Origin of the sequence: Pseudomonas sp. B21-019, assembly GCF_024749225.1 — a bacterium.
Taxonomy (GTDB): Bacteria; Pseudomonadota; Gammaproteobacteria; order Pseudomonadales; family Pseudomonadaceae; genus Aquipseudomonas.
The window spans coordinates 5,062,777-5,078,316 of the sequence record NZ_CP087193.1 but is presented as its reverse complement, the minus strand read 5'-3'; the positions used below and the strand labels follow the sequence as shown (position 1 = coordinate 5,078,316).

The following is a 15,540-nucleotide window of genomic DNA, read 5'->3' as shown; positions in this document are numbered from 1 at the left end:
TCTTTACATAGGCTTCCCCCCGAAATGATGGACATCAACGAGATTCGCGAATACCTGCCTCACCGTTACCCGTTCCTGCTGGTGGACCGGGTCGTGGATCTGGATGTGGAAGGCAAGCGCATTCGCGCCTACAAGAATGTCAGCATCAACGAACCGTTCTTCAATGGTCACTTCCCTGCGCATCCAATCATGCCGGGCGTACTGATCATCGAAGCAATGGCTCAGGCTGCCGGGATCCTTGGTTTCAAAATGCTCGACGTGAAACCGGCCGATGGCACGCTTTACTACTTCGTCGGCTCCGACAAGCTGCGCTTCCGTCAGCCTGTGCTGCCGGGCGATCAATTGATTCTTGAAGCCAAGTTCATCAGCTGCAAGCGTCAGATCTGGAAGTTCGAATGCCAGGCTTCGGTCGATGGCAAGCCAGTCTGCTCCGCTGAAATCATCTGTGCGGAACGCAAACTATGAGTTTGATTGACCCTCGCGCAATCATCGATCCGACGGCCATCCTGGCCGACGACGTCGAAGTCGGCCCTTGGTCGATTGTCGGCGCAGGTGTGGAAATCGGCGAGGGGACAGTGATCGGGCCGCATGTGATTCTCAAGGGCCCGACCCGAATCGGTAAGCACAACCGCATCTACCAGTTTTCTTCGGTAGGTGAGGACACGCCCGATCTGAAATACAAGGGCGAGGAAACCCGTCTGGTCATCGGTGACCACAACGTCATCCGTGAAGGCGTGACGATTCACCGCGGGACCATTCAGGACCGTTCGGAAACGACCCTGGGTGATCACAACCTGATCATGGCCTATGCCCACATCGGTCACGACAGCGTTATCGGCAATCATTGCATCCTGGTCAACAACACCGCGTTGGCGGGGCATGTGCACGTTGAAGACTGGGCGATCCTGTCCGGCTTCACCCTGGTTCACCAGTATTGCCACATTGGCGCCCACAGCTTTTCCGGCATGGGCACTGCCATTGGCAAAGACGTTCCAGCGTACGTCACGGTATTCGGCAACCCCGCTGAAGCTCGTAGCATGAACTTCGAAGGCATGCGCCGTCGCGGCTTCAGCGAAGATGCGATCCACGCGCTGCGTCGTGCCTACAAGGTGGTTTACCGCCAGGGCCTGACAGTCGAGCAAGCGCTCGCCGAGCTGGCCGAACCCTCGCTGCAGTTCCCGGAAGTCGCGGTGTTCCGTGATTCCATCCAGTCTTCGACCCGCGGCATCACCCGCTAATCATGGCCAATCTGCGTATTGCGCTGGTGGCGGGTGAGGCTTCCGGTGACATTCTGGGTGCGGGTCTCATGCGTGCGCTCAAGGCACAGCATCCGGCGGTCGAGTTCATTGGTGTCGGCGGTCCGCTGATGCAGGCCGAAGGCCTGACCTCGTATTTCCCGATGGAACGCCTTTCTGTCATGGGGCTGGTGGAAGTGCTGGGCCGTTTGCGCGAGCTGTTGGCCCGTCGCAAGAAACTGGTTGCGGACCTGATCGCCGAGAAGCCGGACGTGTTCATCGGTATCGATGCCCCGGACTTCAACCTCAATATCGAACTCAAGCTGCGTCAGGCCGGGATCAAGACCGTGCATTACGTCAGCCCGTCGGTCTGGGCCTGGCGACAGAAGCGGGTGCTGAAGATTCGCGAAGGTTGCGACCTGATGCTGACGCTGTTCCCGTTCGAAGCTAAATTTTATGAAGAGAAGGGCGTGCCGGTACGGTTTGTCGGGCATTCCCTGGCCGATGCGATCCCGCTTGAGGCCGATCGTGCCGCCGCGCGGGCTGAGCTCGGTTTGCCGGACGGGCCGTTGGTTGCCCTGATGCCGGGCAGTCGTGGCGGTGAAGTCGGGCGCCTCGGTGCGTTGTTCCTCGACACTGCTCAGCGCCTGCGGGCCATGCGTCCGGGCGTGCGATTCGTCATGCCGTGCGCCAGTCCGGAGCGTCGGGCCCAGTTGGAAGAGCTGCTGGCTGGTCGCGATCTGCCGCTGACCTTGCTCGACGGCAAATCCCATCTGGCGCTGGCGGCGTGCGACGCGGTGTTGATCGCTTCGGGCACCGCCACTCTGGAAGCATTGCTGTACAAGCGGCCGATGGTTGTCGCTTATCGCCTGGCACCGCTGACGTTCTGGATTCTCAAACGGATGGTGAAGAGTCCCTACGTCTCGTTGCCGAATTTGCTGGCCCAGCGCCTGCTGGTGCCAGAGTTGTTGCAGGACGATGCGACAGTCGAAGCCCTGGCCCAGACTCTGTCGCCGCTGATCGAAGGTGGCGAGGAGCAGACCCGAGGCTTTGACGAAATCCACCGAACCCTGCGACTGGACGCCTCCAATCAGGCAGCGGACGCGGTACTGAACCTGATTGGCAGAGCATAATGAGCAAAGCAAGCAAGCAGCTGGGCCTGGATTTTATGCTGGTCGATGAAGTTGAAGATCTGGTGGCGGGTGTTGATGAAGTCGGTCGCGGCCCGCTATGCGGTGCCGTGGTGACGGCGGCGGTGATCCTCGACCCGAGCCGGCCGATCCTTGGCCTCAACGATTCGAAGAAGCTCACCGAAGCCCGCCGCGAAAAGCTCTACGACGAGATTTGCGAAAAAGCCCTGAGCTGGTGCATCGCTCGCGCCGAAGTCGAAGAAATCGACGAGTTGAACATTCTTCATGCCACCATGCTGGCCATGCAGCGTGCGGTCGAGGGCCTGCACATTCAGCCGAAACTGGCGATGATTGATGGCAACCGGTGCCCGAAGCTTTCGATGCGCGCCGAAGCGGTGATCCAGGGTGATGGCAAGGTCCCGGCCATTGCGGCGGCGTCAATTCTGGCCAAGGTCAGCCGTGACCGTGAAATGGCGGCGTTCGAACTGATTTACCCCGGTTACGGTATCGGTGGCCACAAAGGCTACCCGACGCCCGTTCATCTGGAAGCGCTGACGCGTCTGGGGCCGACACCGATTCACCGTCGTTCGTTCGCCCCGGTACGCCTGGCGTATGAAGCGCGGGAAAACCTGATCGAGGGTTAGTCGCAGGCTGATGTTTTACTCAAGGCCCGGTACAATCCGGGCCTTGTTGTCTTCACGTTTCTAGTTTCTAGACAGGATCACTATGCCGGCTTCATTCGTTCATCTACGCCTGCACACTGAATATTCCCTGGTCGACGGTCTGGTGCGGATCAAACCGCTGGTCAAGACCCTGGTCGGCATGAACATGCCTGCCGTGGCGGTCACTGACCAGAACAATATGTGTTCCCTGGTCAAATTCTATAAAGCCGCCATGGGCGCCGGGATCAAGCCGATCTGTGGCGCCGACCTGTGGCTGTCGAACAAGGATCCGGACAACCCCTTGAGCCGGATCAGCCTGCTGGCGATGAACGCCACGGGTTATCGCAACCTCACCGAACTGATCTCCCGTGGTTTCATCGACGGCCAGCGCAATGGTTCGATCATCATCGAGCGCGAGTGGGTGGCCGAAGCCAGCGAAGGCTTGATCATGCTGTCGGCGGCGAAAGAGGGTGAAATCGGTCTGGCGATGCTCGGCGGCAACCCGGACGAAGCCGAAACCCTGGCTCGCGAGTGGATGGCGGTGTTCCCGGATCGTTTCTACCTGGAAATCCAGCGCACCAACCGCCCCAACGACGAAGAACAACTGCACGGTGCAGTGGCCCTGGCCGAGAAAATCGGCGCGCCGCTGGTGGCGACCAACGACGTGCGCTTCATCAAGCAGGAAGACTTCGAAGCCCACGAAACCCGCGTTTGCATCGGTGAAGGCCGCGCCCTCGACGATCCGCGGCGTTCGAAGAATTACAGCGATCAGCAATACCTCAAAAGCGCCGAGGAAATGGCCGAGCTGTTCAGCGACCTGCCTGAGGCGCTGGAGAACACGGTCGAGATCGCCAAGCGCTGCAACATCGAAGTGAAGTTGGGCAAGCACTTCCTGCCCAACTTCCCGATTCCCGATGGCATGACCATCGACGAGTACTTCCGCAAGGTTTCCTTCGACGGTCTGGAAGAGCGCCTCACGGTTCTGCTGCCCAAAGACACCACCGAAGACTACGAAGCCAAGCGTCAGGTCTATGTCGACCGGCTGAATTTCGAGCTGGATATCATCATCCAGATGGGGTTCCCCGGTTACTTCCTGATCGTGATGGACTTTATCCAGTGGGCCAAGAACAACGGCGTGCCGGTGGGGCCTGGCCGGGGGTCGGGTGCCGGGTCGCTGGTGGCCTATGTGCAGAAGATCACCGACCTTGACCCGCTGGAATATGACCTGCTGTTCGAACGGTTCCTTAACCCGGAACGGGTTTCCATGCCCGACTTCGACGTCGACTTCTGCATGGACGGTCGCGACCGCGTGATCGATTACGTGGCCGAGAAGTACGGCCGTAACGCGGTAAGCCAGATCATCACCTTCGGTTCCATGGCGGCCAAGGCTGTGGTCCGTGACGTGGCGCGGGTGCAGGGCAAGTCCTACGGCCTGGCGGATCGTCTGTCGAAGATGATTCCGTTCGAAGTCGGCATGACCCTGGAAAAAGCCTACGAACAGGAAGAAATCCTGCGCGACTTCATCAAGGTCGATGAAGAAGCCGCGGAAATCTGGGAAATGGCGCGCAAGCTCGAAGGCGTTGTGCGTAACGTCGGTAAACACGCCGGTGGTGTGGTCATCGCGCCGACCAAGCTGACCGACTTCTCGCCGATCTATTGCGACGAAGCGGGCGACGGTCTGGTAACCCAGTTCGACAAGGATGATGTCGAGGCTGCCGGTCTGGTGAAGTTCGACTTCCTGGGGCTTCGGACCCTGACGATCATCGACTGGGCACTGAAAACCATCAACCGCGACCGCGCCAAGGTCAACGAACCGCCGCTGGACATTGCGTTCATCCCGCTGGACGACAAACCGACTTACACGCTGCTGCAAAAAGCCGAAACCACCGCGGTGTTCCAGCTCGAGTCGCGGGGCATGAAAGAGCTGATCAAAAAGCTCAAGCCCGACTGCCTGGAAGACTTGATCGCACTGGTGGCCCTGTTCCGTCCGGGCCCGCTGCAATCGGGCATGGTGGACGACTTCATCAACCGTAAGCACGGTCGCGCCGAACTCGCGTACCCGCACTCGGACTACCAGTACGAAGGCCTCAAGCCGGTATTGGCGCCGACTTACGGCATCATCCTGTATCAGGAACAGGTGATGCAGATTGCCCAGGTCATGGCTGGTTACACCCTTGGCGGTGCGGACATGTTGCGTCGAGCCATGGGTAAGAAAAAACCCGAAGAAATGGCCAAGCAGCGCGGCGGTTTCATTGAAGGTTGCGCCACCAACAATATCGACGCTGACCTTGCCGGTAACATTTTCGACCTGGTAGAAAAATTCGCCGGTTACGGCTTCAACAAATCCCACTCCGCTGCCTACGGCCTGGTGTCGTACCAGACCGCGTGGCTGAAAGCCCACTATCCGGCGCCGTTCATGGCCGCGGTACTGTCGGCGGATATGCACAACACCGACAAGGTCGTGACCTTGATCGAAGAAGTGCGGACCATGAAGCTGCGCCTCGACGCGCCGGACGTGAACACCTCGGAGTTCAAGTTCACGGTGAACGACGAAGGCCGCATCATTTACGGTCTGGGCGCGATCAAGGGCGTGGGCGAAGGCCCGGTCGAAGCGATTACCGAGGCGCGGCAAGACGGGCCGTTCAAGGATCTGTTTGATTTTTGCGCCCGGGTCGACCTCAAGCGTATCAACAAACGCACCCTCGACGGCTTGATCCGCAGTGGTGCCCTGGACCGCCTTGGTCCGTATTTCCACGATGAGCAGAAAGCCTATCAGGCCAACATCGACCGCAACCGCGCGGTGTTGTTGACGGCCATGGAAGAGGCGATCAAGGCTGCCGAACAAACCGCTCGTACCCACGACAGTGGGCATGCCGATCTGTTTGGCGGTCTGTTTGTTGAAGAAGACGCCGACGTCTACGCCAATCACCGCAAGGCCAAGGAACTGACCCTCAAGGAACGCCTGAAAGGCGAGAAAGACACCTTGGGCCTGTACCTCACCGGCCACCCGATCGACGAGTACGAAGGCGAGATCCGTCGCTTCGCCCGTCAGCGCATCATCGACCTGAAGCCGGCTCGCGACACGCAAACGGTCGCGGGCATGATCATCGCCCTGCGAGTGATGAAGAACAAAAAGGGCGACAAGATGGGCTTCATCACCCTCGACGACCGCTCCGGGCGGATCGAAGCCTCGTTGTTCGCCGATGCGTTCCATTCCGCGCAGTCACTGTTGCAGACCGATGCGATGGTGGTGGTCGAAGGCGAAGTCAGCAACGACGACTTCTCCGGTGGCCTGCGGTTGCGGGTCAAGCGGGTGATGAGCATGGAAGATGCGCGCACCAACCTGGCCGAAAGCCTGCGCCTGAAGTTGCATGCAAAGGACCTCAAGGGCGATCAGCTACGCTGGTTGGGCGAGTTGTTGAAGCGTCATCGCGGTGCGTGCCCGATCACCATGGACTACACCAGCCCCGATGCGAAGGCCTTGTTGCAGTTTGGCGAGACCTGGCGGATCGACCCGGCGGATGCCTTGATTCAAGCCCTGCGTGACCAGTTCGGGCGAGACAACGTCTTCCTCCAATACCGTTGACGGTCAGGCGCCATTCCTTACCATGGGAACACGCCTGATCCCGACCCGAATTTTTAATCTCGACCTGAACGCGCCTGTCCCTTAAGGTAGGGCGCGAATAGACAACCGGCCGGCCCAAGCTTTCTTGGACGCGACCCTAGACGGACGCCTATGAACCCGAATTTTCTAGATTTCGAACAGCCGATCGCCGACCTGCAAGCCAAGATCGAAGAGTTGCGCTTGGTCGGTAATGACAATTCGCTGAATATCGGCGATGAGATCTCCCGCCTACAGGACAAGAGCAGCACGCTGACCGAAGACATCTTCGGCAAGCTGACCAGCTGGCAGATCGCGCGTCTGGCGCGTCACCCGAAACGTCCGTACACCCTGGACTACATCGAACACATCTTCACCGAGTTCGATGAGTTGCACGGCGACCGTCACTTCTCCGACGACGCTGCCATCGTTGGCGGTGTTGCTCGCCTGGACGACCAGCCGGTGATGGTTATCGGTCACCAGAAAGGTCGCGAAGTGCGTGAGAAGGTTCGCCGCAACTTCGGCATGCCGCGCCCTGAAGGCTACCGCAAGGCGTGCCGCCTGATGGAAATGGCCGAGCGTTTCAAAATGCCGATCCTGACCTTTATCGATACCCCGGGCGCTTACCCTGGCATCGACGCCGAAGAGCGCAACCAGAGCGAAGCGATTGCCTGGAACCTGCGCGTCATGGCTCGCCTGAAAACCCCAATCATCGCCACTGTGATCGGTGAGGGTGGTTCCGGTGGTGCGCTGGCAATCGGCGTCTGCGATCAGCTGAACATGCTGCAATATTCGACCTACGCGGTGATTTCGCCGGAAGGTTGCGCTTCGATTCTGTGGAAAACTTCCGAGAAAGCCCCGGATGCCGCTGAAGCGATGGGCATCACTGCCGAGCGTCTGAAGGGTCTGGGCATTGTCGATAAAGTGATCGGCGAGCCGTTGGGCGGCGCTCATCGTGATCCGGCCGCTGCCGCTGCCTCGATCCGCGCCGAGCTGAGCTCGCAACTGGCGATGCTGAAGAAGTTCGACAACGACGCGCTGCTGGCCCGTCGTTACGAGCGTCTGATGAGCTACGGTCTCTGATCTGATCGCGCTATAGCCTTGTGGGAAGAGCCGGGCGACGTTCGTCTGCTCGCGATTGCGGTATAACAATCAACAAATATGTTGATTGTTAAGCAGCCTTCGCGAGCAGGCTCGCTCCCACAATGGGTCTATGTGAAGCGACTGACGTCTATGAGCCCTAAGACGATTGATTTGCCAGCCAGGCTTCTCCAGGGGCTGGTTCCGTGGCGTAACGCCACAACCTGGCGCATCGCCTTCTCCGGTGGTCTCGATTCCACCGTCCTGCTGCACCTTCTCGCGTACCTCGCAAAAACCGAATCCTTGCCGGCGCTCACCGCCATACATGTCCACCACGGCCTGCAGGCTGCGGCTGATGCGTGGCCGGAGCATTGTCAGTCGGTCTGTGATGCGTTGGGTGTGCCGCTGGAGGTTGTGCGTGTTCAGGTTGAACCCGGCGCGAGCCTTGAGCGTGCGGCGCGGGATGCGCGTTACGGCGCCTTCATCGCGGCGACTCACGCCGGTGAAGTGCTGCTCACAGGTCAGCACCGTGACGATCAAGCGGAAACCCTGTTGTTTCGGCTGATGCGCGGGGCAGGGGTGAGAGGTTTGTCGGGGATGCCGAGTGAGCGTCCTTTGGGGCATGGGCATCTGCTGCGACCACTGCTTGATGTCACTCGCGCCGAGCTTGAGGCCTACGCCACGGAATATCAGCTGAACTGGATCGAAGATCCGTCGAATCAGGACCGGCAGTTCTCGCGCAATTACCTGCGTCATCAGGTGTTCCCCGTGTTGACCGCGCGCTGGCCGCAAGCAGTGGCGACCATAGCTCGCAGCGCTGCGCATCTGAGTGAGGCGCAGGGGTTGCTCGACGACCTGGCGCAAATTGATCTGGCCCAGGCCGGCACCGTCAGTGATTTCGATTGGCTGGGGTTGCCGTCGCTGGAACTGGCGCCCCTGGAAAAGCTCTCTGATGCACGCCAGCGCAATGCCCTGAGTCATTGGCTCAAACCGCTGACATCTTTGCCAGACAGTGACCATTGGTCGGGTTGGGAGAGTTTGCGCGATGCGACCGGCGATGCACGTCCGATCTGGCGATTGGCGGCGGGCGAACTGCATCGCGCTGGTGGGCGTCTCTGGTGGTTGTCAGGTGGATGGTTGCGCACTCCGCCATCCCCGGTGTCCTGGGCTGACCCCGCGGTATTGCTGGCGTTACCGGATAATGGCGTGCTCACACTCACCGGCCAGATCCCCGATGGCCCGTTGCAGATCCGCTATCGTCAGGGCGGCGAAGTCATGAGTTTGCCCGATCGCGGTCACCGTGACTTGAAGCGTTTGCTCAACGAAAGCGGTGTGCCGGGCTTCGCCCGTGGCAGATTGCCGCTGGTCTACAAGGGCCCGCAATTGCTGGCGGTGGCGAACCTGCGGGGGCTGAATGGCAGTGAGTGCAGTGGCTGGTATTTGCATTGGCAGCCGCCGATCGAAGATCAAGGTTTGAGCTGAAAGGGGCTTTCCGGTAGACTACGCTCCCTTCTTGATACAACTTCTGTGGATTCGCCTGAATCGCAGGAGTTGCCGATTACCAAGCAGTCTTTGCTGGGCGATTCCAAAAAATGTGTAGCGAGCAACCTACCGGTGTTTCATCTTCCGGTCTGTCCCAACGCGGCGGTTTTTTTGAAAGGTGCACTGTGATTAATGCAGGTGATCGGGGGCTTCGGCCTTCCTTCGCTTTCCCCGGCGGCTCGGACCGCTTTAACGCAGACTTCTAGGGTTTTTCATGACGCGCTACATATTCGTCACGGGCGGTGTTGTTTCTTCATTGGGGAAAGGCATTGCCTCGGCTTCATTGGCGGCCATCCTGGAGGCGCGGGGACTTAAGGTCACCATGCTGAAGCTGGACCCGTACATCAACGTTGACCCGGGCACCATGAGCCCGTTCCAGCACGGTGAAGTGTTCGTCACCCACGACGGCGCCGAGACCGACCTGGACCTGGGCCACTACGAGCGGTTCATCCGCACGACCATGACCCAGAACAACAACTTCACCACTGGCCGTGTCTACGAACACGTCCTGCGCAAAGAGCGCCGTGGTGATTACCTGGGCGCAACCATTCAGGTGATCCCGCACATCACCGACGAAATCAAGCGCCGGATCATCAAGGGCGCCGGCGATGCCGACGTGGCCATGGTCGAGATTGGTGGCACCGTGGGTGACATTGAGTCGCAACCGTTCCTCGAGGCGATCCGTCAATTGCGTTTCGAAGTCGGCGCCAAGCGCGCGATGCTGATGCACCTGACACTGGTGCCGTACATCGCCACTGCCGGCGAAACCAAAACCAAGCCAACCCAGCACTCGGTCAAGGAACTGCGTTCCATCGGCCTGCAGCCTGACGTGCTGGTGTGCCGCTCCGATCACCCGATCGACATTTCTTCGCGTCGCAAGATCGCGCAGTTCACCAACGTTGAAGAACGTGCGGTGATCGCGCTGGAAGACGCCGACACCATCTACAAGATCCCGGGCATTCTGCACTCCCAGGGCCTGGATGATTTCGTCGTCGAGCGTTTCGGCCTGCAATGCGACAGCGCCGATCTGTCCGAGTGGGAAGCGGTGGTTGATGCCAAGCTGAACCCGGAGCACGAAGTCACCATCGCCATGGTCGGCAAGTACATGGAACTGCTGGACGCCTACAAGTCGCTGATCGAAGCGATGAGTCACGCCGGCATCAGCAACCGCACCAAGGTCAACCTGCGCTACATCGATTCCGAAGACATCGAAAACCAGGGCACTGCTCTGCTGGAAGGCGTCGACGCGATTCTGGTACCGGGCGGCTTCGGTCTGCGTGGTGTTGAAGGCAAGATCACTGCCGTTCAATACGCTCGCGAAAACAAGGTTCCTTACCTGGGTATCTGCCTGGGCATGCAAGTGGCCGTTATCGAGTTCGCTCGTAACGTCATGGGCTGGAAAGATGCCAACTCCACTGAGTTCGATCGCACCAGCGGTCACCCGGTGGTCGGTCTGATCACCGAGTGGGAAGATGCCACCGGCGCCGTCGAAACCCGTACCGAATCGTCCGATCTGGGCGGCACCATGCGCCTTGGCGCTCAGGACTGCCTGCTTGAGCCAGGTTCCCTGGTGCACGATTGCTACGCCAAGGATGTGATCGTCGAGCGTCACCGTCATCGCTACGAAGTGAACAACAACCTGCTGCCGCAAATCATTGAGGCCGGCCTGAAAATCTCCGGTCGTTCCGGTGATGGCGCGCTGGTTGAAGTGGTTGAAGCACCGGATCACCCATGGTTCGTCGCTTGCCAGTTCCACCCAGAGTTCACCTCGACGCCACGCGACGGTCACCCGTTGTTCAGCGGTTTCGTTAAAGCCGCTTTGGCTCAACACCAGAAGAAGGCGTAAACCTGATGGCGCAGAAGATCATCCGCGTAGGCGATATCGAGATTGCCAACGACAAGCCAATGGTGCTGTTCGGTGGCATGAACGTGCTGGAAAGCCGTGACATGGCGATGCAGGTCTGCGAAGAGTACGTAAAGGTCACCGAAAAACTCGGTATCCCTTACGTGTTCAAGGCCAGTTTCGACAAGGCGAACCGTTCTTCTGTGACCTCTTACCGTGGCCCTGGCCTGGAAGAGGGCATGCGGATTTTCCAGGACATCAAGCAAGCCTTTGGCGTACCGATCATCACCGACGTCCACGAGCCTGATCAGGCCGCGGTCGTCGCTGAAGTCTGCGATATCATCCAGTTGCCGGCCTTCCTGTCGCGCCAGACCGACCTCGTGGTCGCGATGGCCAAGACCGGCGCGGTGATCAACATCAAGAAAGCCCAGTTTCTCGCGCCTCAGGAAATGAAACACATCCTGAACAAGTGCGTGGAAGCCGGTAACGATCAGTTGATCCTCTGCGAACGTGGTTCGAGCTTCGGCTACAACAATCTCGTGGTCGACATGCTCGGCTTCGGCATCATGAAGCAGTTCGAATACCCGGTGTTCTTCGACGTGACCCACGCGCTGCAAATGCCTGGCGGTCGCTCCGATTCCGCCGGCGGTCGTCGTGCCCAGGTCACTGACCTCGCCAAGGCTGGCATGAGCCAGTCGCTGGCCGGGCTGTTCCTCGAAGCGCACCCGGACCCGGACAATGCCAAATGCGACGGCCCTTGCGCCTTGCGTCTGGACAAACTGGAGCCTTTCCTGGCCCAGCTCAAAGCATTGGACGAACTGGTGAAGAGTTTTCCGACGGTAGAAACCGCGTAAACCTCATTTCTCCGGTAAAGTACCGCACGGTATAAATGCTCAAGCCCTCGGGCTTGAGCCTTATCGTCCGCAAGCCTGCCCGTTGTCTGTCGCTTGCCGACGATAAAAGATTTCCTTCAGCTGCGTCGTTTTCGTCAACTTTGGAGTGTTTACAACAATGGCAAAAATCGTCGACATCAAAGGTCGTGAAGTTCTCGACTCCCGTGGCAATCCCACTGTGGAAGCAGACGTGCTTCTCGATAACGGCATCATCGGCAGCGCTTGCGCGCCATCCGGTGCTTCCACTGGCTCGCGTGAAGCGCTCGAGCTGCGTGATGGCGACAAGAGCCGTTACCTGGGTAAAGGCGTGCTCAAGGCCGTAGCCAACATCAACGGTCCGATCCGTGACCTGTTGCTGGGCAAAGACCCAAGCGACCAGAAAGCGCTGGATCACGCGATGATCAAGCTTGATGGCACCGAAAACAAAGCGACCCTGGGCGCCAACGCGATCCTCGCCGTTTCCCTGGCCGCAGCCAAGGCAGCAGCACAGGACCAGGACCTGCCGCTGTACGCTCACATTGCCAACCTGAACGGTACCCCGGGTGTTTACTCGATGCCGGTTCCGATGATGAACATCATCAACGGTGGCGAGCACGCCGATAACAACGTCGACATCCAGGAATTCATGGTTCAGCCGGTTGGCGCCAAGTCTTTCTCGGAAGGTCTGCGCATGGGCACCGAGATTTTCCATCACCTCAAAGCCGTTCTGAAGGCCCGTGGCCTGAGCACTGCCGTTGGTGACGAAGGTGGTTTCGCGCCGAACCTGGCTTCCAACGAAGACGCTTTGAAAGTGATCTCCGAAGCCGTGGCCAACGCCGGTTACAAGCTGGGCACCGACGTGACCCTGGCCCTGGACTGCGCGGCCAGCGAATTCTACGAAGATGGCAAGTACAACCTGTCCGGCGAAGGCCAGGTGTTCACTGCTGAAGGTTTCGCCGACTACCTGAAAGGTCTGACCGAGCGTTACCCGATCATCTCCATCGAAGACGGTCTGGACGAGTCCGACTGGGCTGGCTGGAAAATCCTCACCGACAAGATCGGCGAGAAGACTCAGCTGGTAGGCGACGACCTGTTCGTGACCAACACCAAGATCCTGAAAGAAGGCATCGACAAAAAGATCGCCAACTCGATCCTGATCAAGTTCAACCAGATCGGCACCCTGACCGAAACCCTGGAAGCCATCCAGATGGCCAAGGCCGCTGGTTACACCGCCGTGATCTCGCACCGCTCCGGCGAAACCGAAGATTCGACCATTGCCGACCTGGCCGTGGGCACCTCGGCTGGCCAGATCAAGACCGGTTCGCTGTGCCGTTCCGACCGCGTTTCCAAGTACAACCAACTGCTGCGTATCGAAGAGCAGTTGAATGGCAAAGCCAAGTACAACGGCCGTAGCGAATTCCGCGGCTGAGTGGTAAACGATAAAAAGACACCGGATTGTGTCGGAAAAATCGCGACAGCGACGGATTTGCCACTAATCTGATGCCTTAAGAGCACAAGCCTGGTTCTTCCAGGCTTCGTGCTATCAGAAGCTTCAAAGTTTGGCATGGCTGTCTTTTTTCACTGGATACCTGATATTCGATGCGCAGTCCCAATTGGTTGTTCCTCGTCTTGCTCTTGCTGCTGGCCGGCCTGCAGTACCGCCTGTGGGTGGGTAATGGCAGTCTGGCGCAAGTGGCCGAGCTGAAGCAGCAGATTGCGGATCAACACGCCGAGAACGAGGCGTTGCTGGAGCGCAACCGAGTGATGGACGCCGAAGTCAGTGAGTTGAAAAAGGGCATGGAGACCGTTGAAGAACGGGCTCGCCATGAGTTGGGCATGGTCAAGGATGGTGAAACCCTTTACCAGTTGGCCCAATGATTGAGTCGTTACCGGCCTTCTGGGCCGTGATTCCTGCCGCGGGCGTCGGTGCCCGTATGGCCGCGGACCGTCCCAAGCAATACTTGCAGCTGGGCGGGCGCACTATTCTCGAACACAGCCTTGGCTGTTTCCTCGACCATCCTGCCCTGAAGGGGTTGGTGGTCAGTCTTGCCATCGACGATCCTTACTGGCCGAACCTGGCCTGTGCTGCCGATTCGCGTATTCAGCGGGTTGAAGGCGGCGCCGAGCGTTCCGGATCAGTGCTCAACGCCTTGCTGCATCTGCATGCCCAGGGCGCTGACGATGAGGATTGGGTGTTGGTTCACGATGCCGCGCGACCGAATCTGGCGCGCGATGATCTCGATAAATTGCTCAGTGAACTGGCTGACGATCCGGTGGGCGGCCTATTGGCGGTGCCTGCGCGCGACACCCTCAAACGGGTCGACAAGCACGGGCGTGTGTTGGAAACAGTGGATCGCAGTGTGATCTGGCAGGCTTATACACCACAGATGTTCCGCCTTGGAGCATTGCATCGGGCGTTGGCGGATAGCCTGGTGGCGGATGCGGTCATCACCGATGAAGCCTCGGCGATGGAGTGGGCAGGTATGGCACCCCGTTTGATCGAAGGTCGATCCGATAACATCAAAGTCACTCGCCCCGAAGACCTTGAGTGGTTGCGCCAGCGCTGGGCTAACCGCCGTTAAAAGATCGCAGCCTATGCAGGAACTGCCGCAGGCTGCGAACTTTTGCTCTTAAACCCGATACTCCGGCCGTTCGGCCAACCCTTCCTTCAAATAATCCACTAACTTGCGCACTTTTGGCGACAAATGCCGCTGCTGCGGATAAAGCGCCCAAACCGCTGTGTTCGGCGGTTGGTGGGCTTCCAGCAGCGAGATCAATTCGCCGTTTTTCAGGTGCTCCAGCACGTAGTAGTCCGGTAACTGACACAACCCAACCCCTTGTAGCGCGGCATCCAGCACCGCCTGCCCACTGTTGCAGCGCCAGTTTCCCTGTACTCGCTGGGAAAATTCCCGGCCGTTCTGTTCCAGTTGCCAGATATCCGAGCTGCCGATAAGGCAGTTATGACGACTCAGCTCCGACAAACTGTGTGGGCGACCATACCGTTCCAGGTAGGACGGCGAGGCGCACAGATACATGCGCCGTGGTGCCAAACGGGTCGCGACCAATCTTGAATCCTGCAGGCGGCCGAGGCGGATGGCCAGGTCCAGCCCTTCATGCACCAGATCGAGCGGGCGGTTGCTCAGTTCGATGTCGACACGCAGTTGCGGATACATGCCCATGAAGCGAGTCACCAGCGGCACGATGAATCGTTCGCCGTAGGCCACGGCGCAAGTCATGCGCAGCATGCCCTTGGGTTCGCTGGTCAGGTCGCCGACAGCGCGCAACGCTTCTTCGCGGCCGTCCTGCAAACGTTGGCAATGTTGCAGAAAGGTTTGCCCGGCTTCGGTCAGCGTGACCCGGCGGGTGCTGCGATAGAGCAAGCGGGTTTGCAGGCGCTCTTCCAGTCGTACGATTTGGCGACTGATGTGGGAGGACGACACTCCAAGGCGTTCAGCAGCGGCGGTGAATTGGCTGCACTCGGCCACGGCGACGAACTCATCGATGCCTTCCCAGCGGTTTTCGGACATCAGGATTATCCCTGCATGGCAATAATGTTTTGCTTTTGTCCTGATTAT

13 protein-coding genes are annotated in these 15,540 nt (G+C 59.1%); 12 read left to right on the top strand and 1 reads right to left on the bottom strand.

Features of this window, described 5'->3' with window-relative positions:
* The first annotated feature begins 24 nt into the window (after nucleotides 1–24).
* From fabZ to ispD, 12 genes are all read left to right on the top strand, one after another.
* Nucleotides 25–465, top strand: a complete 441-nt coding sequence (fabZ, locus tag LOY36_RS22715) for a 3-hydroxyacyl-ACP dehydratase FabZ (protein ID WP_007940511.1) — start codon at nucleotides 25–27, stop codon at nucleotides 463–465.
* On the top strand, nucleotides 462–1,238 hold the full coding sequence (gene lpxA / locus LOY36_RS22710) for an acyl-ACP--UDP-N-acetylglucosamine O-acyltransferase (RefSeq protein ID WP_007940512.1): 777 nt from the start codon (nucleotides 462–464) through the stop codon (nucleotides 1,236–1,238). The genes fabZ and lpxA overlap by 4 nt, the downstream gene beginning before the upstream one ends.
* Before the next feature lie 2 nt (nucleotides 1,239–1,240).
* Entirely contained in the window at nucleotides 1,241–2,368 is a 1,128-nt protein-coding gene (gene lpxB / locus LOY36_RS22705) for a lipid-A-disaccharide synthase (protein ID WP_019581019.1), read from the top strand.
* The gene (rnhB, locus tag LOY36_RS22700; protein ID WP_258671053.1) at nucleotides 2,368–3,009 is read left to right on the top strand and encodes a ribonuclease HII; all 642 of its coding nucleotides are present in this window, start codon (nucleotides 2,368–2,370) and stop codon (nucleotides 3,007–3,009) included. The genes lpxB and rnhB overlap by 1 nt, the downstream gene beginning before the upstream one ends.
* A gap of 82 nt (nucleotides 3,010–3,091) precedes the next feature.
* Nucleotides 3,092–6,613 carry a DNA polymerase III subunit alpha gene (gene dnaE / locus LOY36_RS22695; protein ID WP_258671052.1) on the top strand — a complete coding sequence of 1,174 codons (3,522 nt, stop codon included), beginning with the start codon at nucleotides 3,092–3,094 and terminating at the stop codon, nucleotides 6,611–6,613.
* A 150-nt stretch (nucleotides 6,614–6,763) separates the two neighbouring features.
* Nucleotides 6,764–7,711, top strand: a complete 948-nt coding sequence (locus tag LOY36_RS22690; protein ID WP_018927007.1) for an acetyl-CoA carboxylase carboxyltransferase subunit alpha — start codon at nucleotides 6,764–6,766, stop codon at nucleotides 7,709–7,711.
* A gap of 150 nt (nucleotides 7,712–7,861) precedes the next feature.
* Nucleotides 7,862–9,190, top strand: coding sequence for a tRNA lysidine(34) synthetase TilS (tilS, locus tag LOY36_RS22685; RefSeq protein WP_258671051.1), 1,329 nt, complete (start codon nucleotides 7,862–7,864; stop codon nucleotides 9,188–9,190).
* A gap of 274 nt (nucleotides 9,191–9,464) precedes the next feature.
* On the top strand, nucleotides 9,465–11,096 hold the full coding sequence (locus LOY36_RS22680; RefSeq protein WP_258671050.1) for a CTP synthase: 1,632 nt from the start codon (nucleotides 9,465–9,467) through the stop codon (nucleotides 11,094–11,096).
* A gap of 5 nt (nucleotides 11,097–11,101) precedes the next feature.
* Nucleotides 11,102–11,947, top strand: coding sequence for a 3-deoxy-8-phosphooctulonate synthase (gene kdsA / locus LOY36_RS22675; protein ID WP_015093773.1), 846 nt, complete (start codon nucleotides 11,102–11,104; stop codon nucleotides 11,945–11,947).
* Between the two features lie 157 nt (nucleotides 11,948–12,104).
* The gene (gene eno / locus LOY36_RS22670; RefSeq protein WP_007940523.1) at nucleotides 12,105–13,394 is read left to right on the top strand and encodes a phosphopyruvate hydratase; all 1,290 of its coding nucleotides are present in this window, start codon (nucleotides 12,105–12,107) and stop codon (nucleotides 13,392–13,394) included.
* A 170-nt stretch (nucleotides 13,395–13,564) separates the two neighbouring features.
* A complete protein-coding gene (ftsB, locus tag LOY36_RS22665; protein ID WP_007907178.1) occupies nucleotides 13,565–13,843 on the top strand; it encodes a cell division protein FtsB in 279 nt (92 codons plus the stop codon).
* Nucleotides 13,840–14,547 (top strand): 2-C-methyl-D-erythritol 4-phosphate cytidylyltransferase, encoded by a 708-nt coding sequence (gene ispD, locus LOY36_RS22660; protein WP_258671049.1) that lies wholly within the window; start codon nucleotides 13,840–13,842, stop codon nucleotides 14,545–14,547. The genes ftsB and ispD overlap by 4 nt, the downstream gene beginning before the upstream one ends.
* A gap of 48 nt (nucleotides 14,548–14,595) precedes the next feature.
* Here the strand turns inward: ispD and LOY36_RS22655 are convergent, their stop codons facing one another.
* Complete coding sequence (locus LOY36_RS22655) at nucleotides 14,596–15,492, bottom strand: LysR substrate-binding domain-containing protein (protein ID WP_019647811.1); 897 nt, start codon at nucleotides 15,490–15,492, stop codon at nucleotides 14,596–14,598.
* Between the last annotated feature and the right edge of the window lie 48 nt (nucleotides 15,493–15,540).

Bases quoted from the DNA above. Each gene is read 5' to 3' on its own strand.
- dnaE (WP_258671052.1), top strand. From the start codon at position 3,092: ATGCCGGCTTCATTCGTTCATCTACGCCTGCACACTGAATATTCCCTG.
- LOY36_RS22655 (WP_019647811.1), bottom strand. From the start codon at position 15,492: ATGTCCGAAAACCGCTGGGAAGGCATCGATGAGTTCGTCGCCGTGGCC.
- lpxB (WP_019581019.1), top strand. From the start codon at position 1,241: ATGGCCAATCTGCGTATTGCGCTGGTGGCGGGTGAGGCTTCCGGTGAC.
- tilS (WP_258671051.1), top strand. From the start codon at position 7,862: ATGAGCCCTAAGACGATTGATTTGCCAGCCAGGCTTCTCCAGGGGCTG.
- ispD (WP_258671049.1), top strand. From the start codon at position 13,840: ATGATTGAGTCGTTACCGGCCTTCTGGGCCGTGATTCCTGCCGCGGGC.
- kdsA (WP_015093773.1), top strand. From the start codon at position 11,102: ATGGCGCAGAAGATCATCCGCGTAGGCGATATCGAGATTGCCAACGAC.
- eno (WP_007940523.1), top strand. From the start codon at position 12,105: ATGGCAAAAATCGTCGACATCAAAGGTCGTGAAGTTCTCGACTCCCGT.
- fabZ (WP_007940511.1), top strand. From the start codon at position 25: ATGATGGACATCAACGAGATTCGCGAATACCTGCCTCACCGTTACCCG.
- lpxA (WP_007940512.1), top strand. From the start codon at position 462: ATGAGTTTGATTGACCCTCGCGCAATCATCGATCCGACGGCCATCCTG.
- LOY36_RS22680 (WP_258671050.1), top strand. From the start codon at position 9,465: ATGACGCGCTACATATTCGTCACGGGCGGTGTTGTTTCTTCATTGGGG.
- rnhB (WP_258671053.1), top strand. From the start codon at position 2,368: ATGAGCAAAGCAAGCAAGCAGCTGGGCCTGGATTTTATGCTGGTCGAT.
- ftsB (WP_007907178.1), top strand. From the start codon at position 13,565: ATGCGCAGTCCCAATTGGTTGTTCCTCGTCTTGCTCTTGCTGCTGGCC.
- LOY36_RS22690 (WP_018927007.1), top strand. From the start codon at position 6,764: ATGAACCCGAATTTTCTAGATTTCGAACAGCCGATCGCCGACCTGCAA.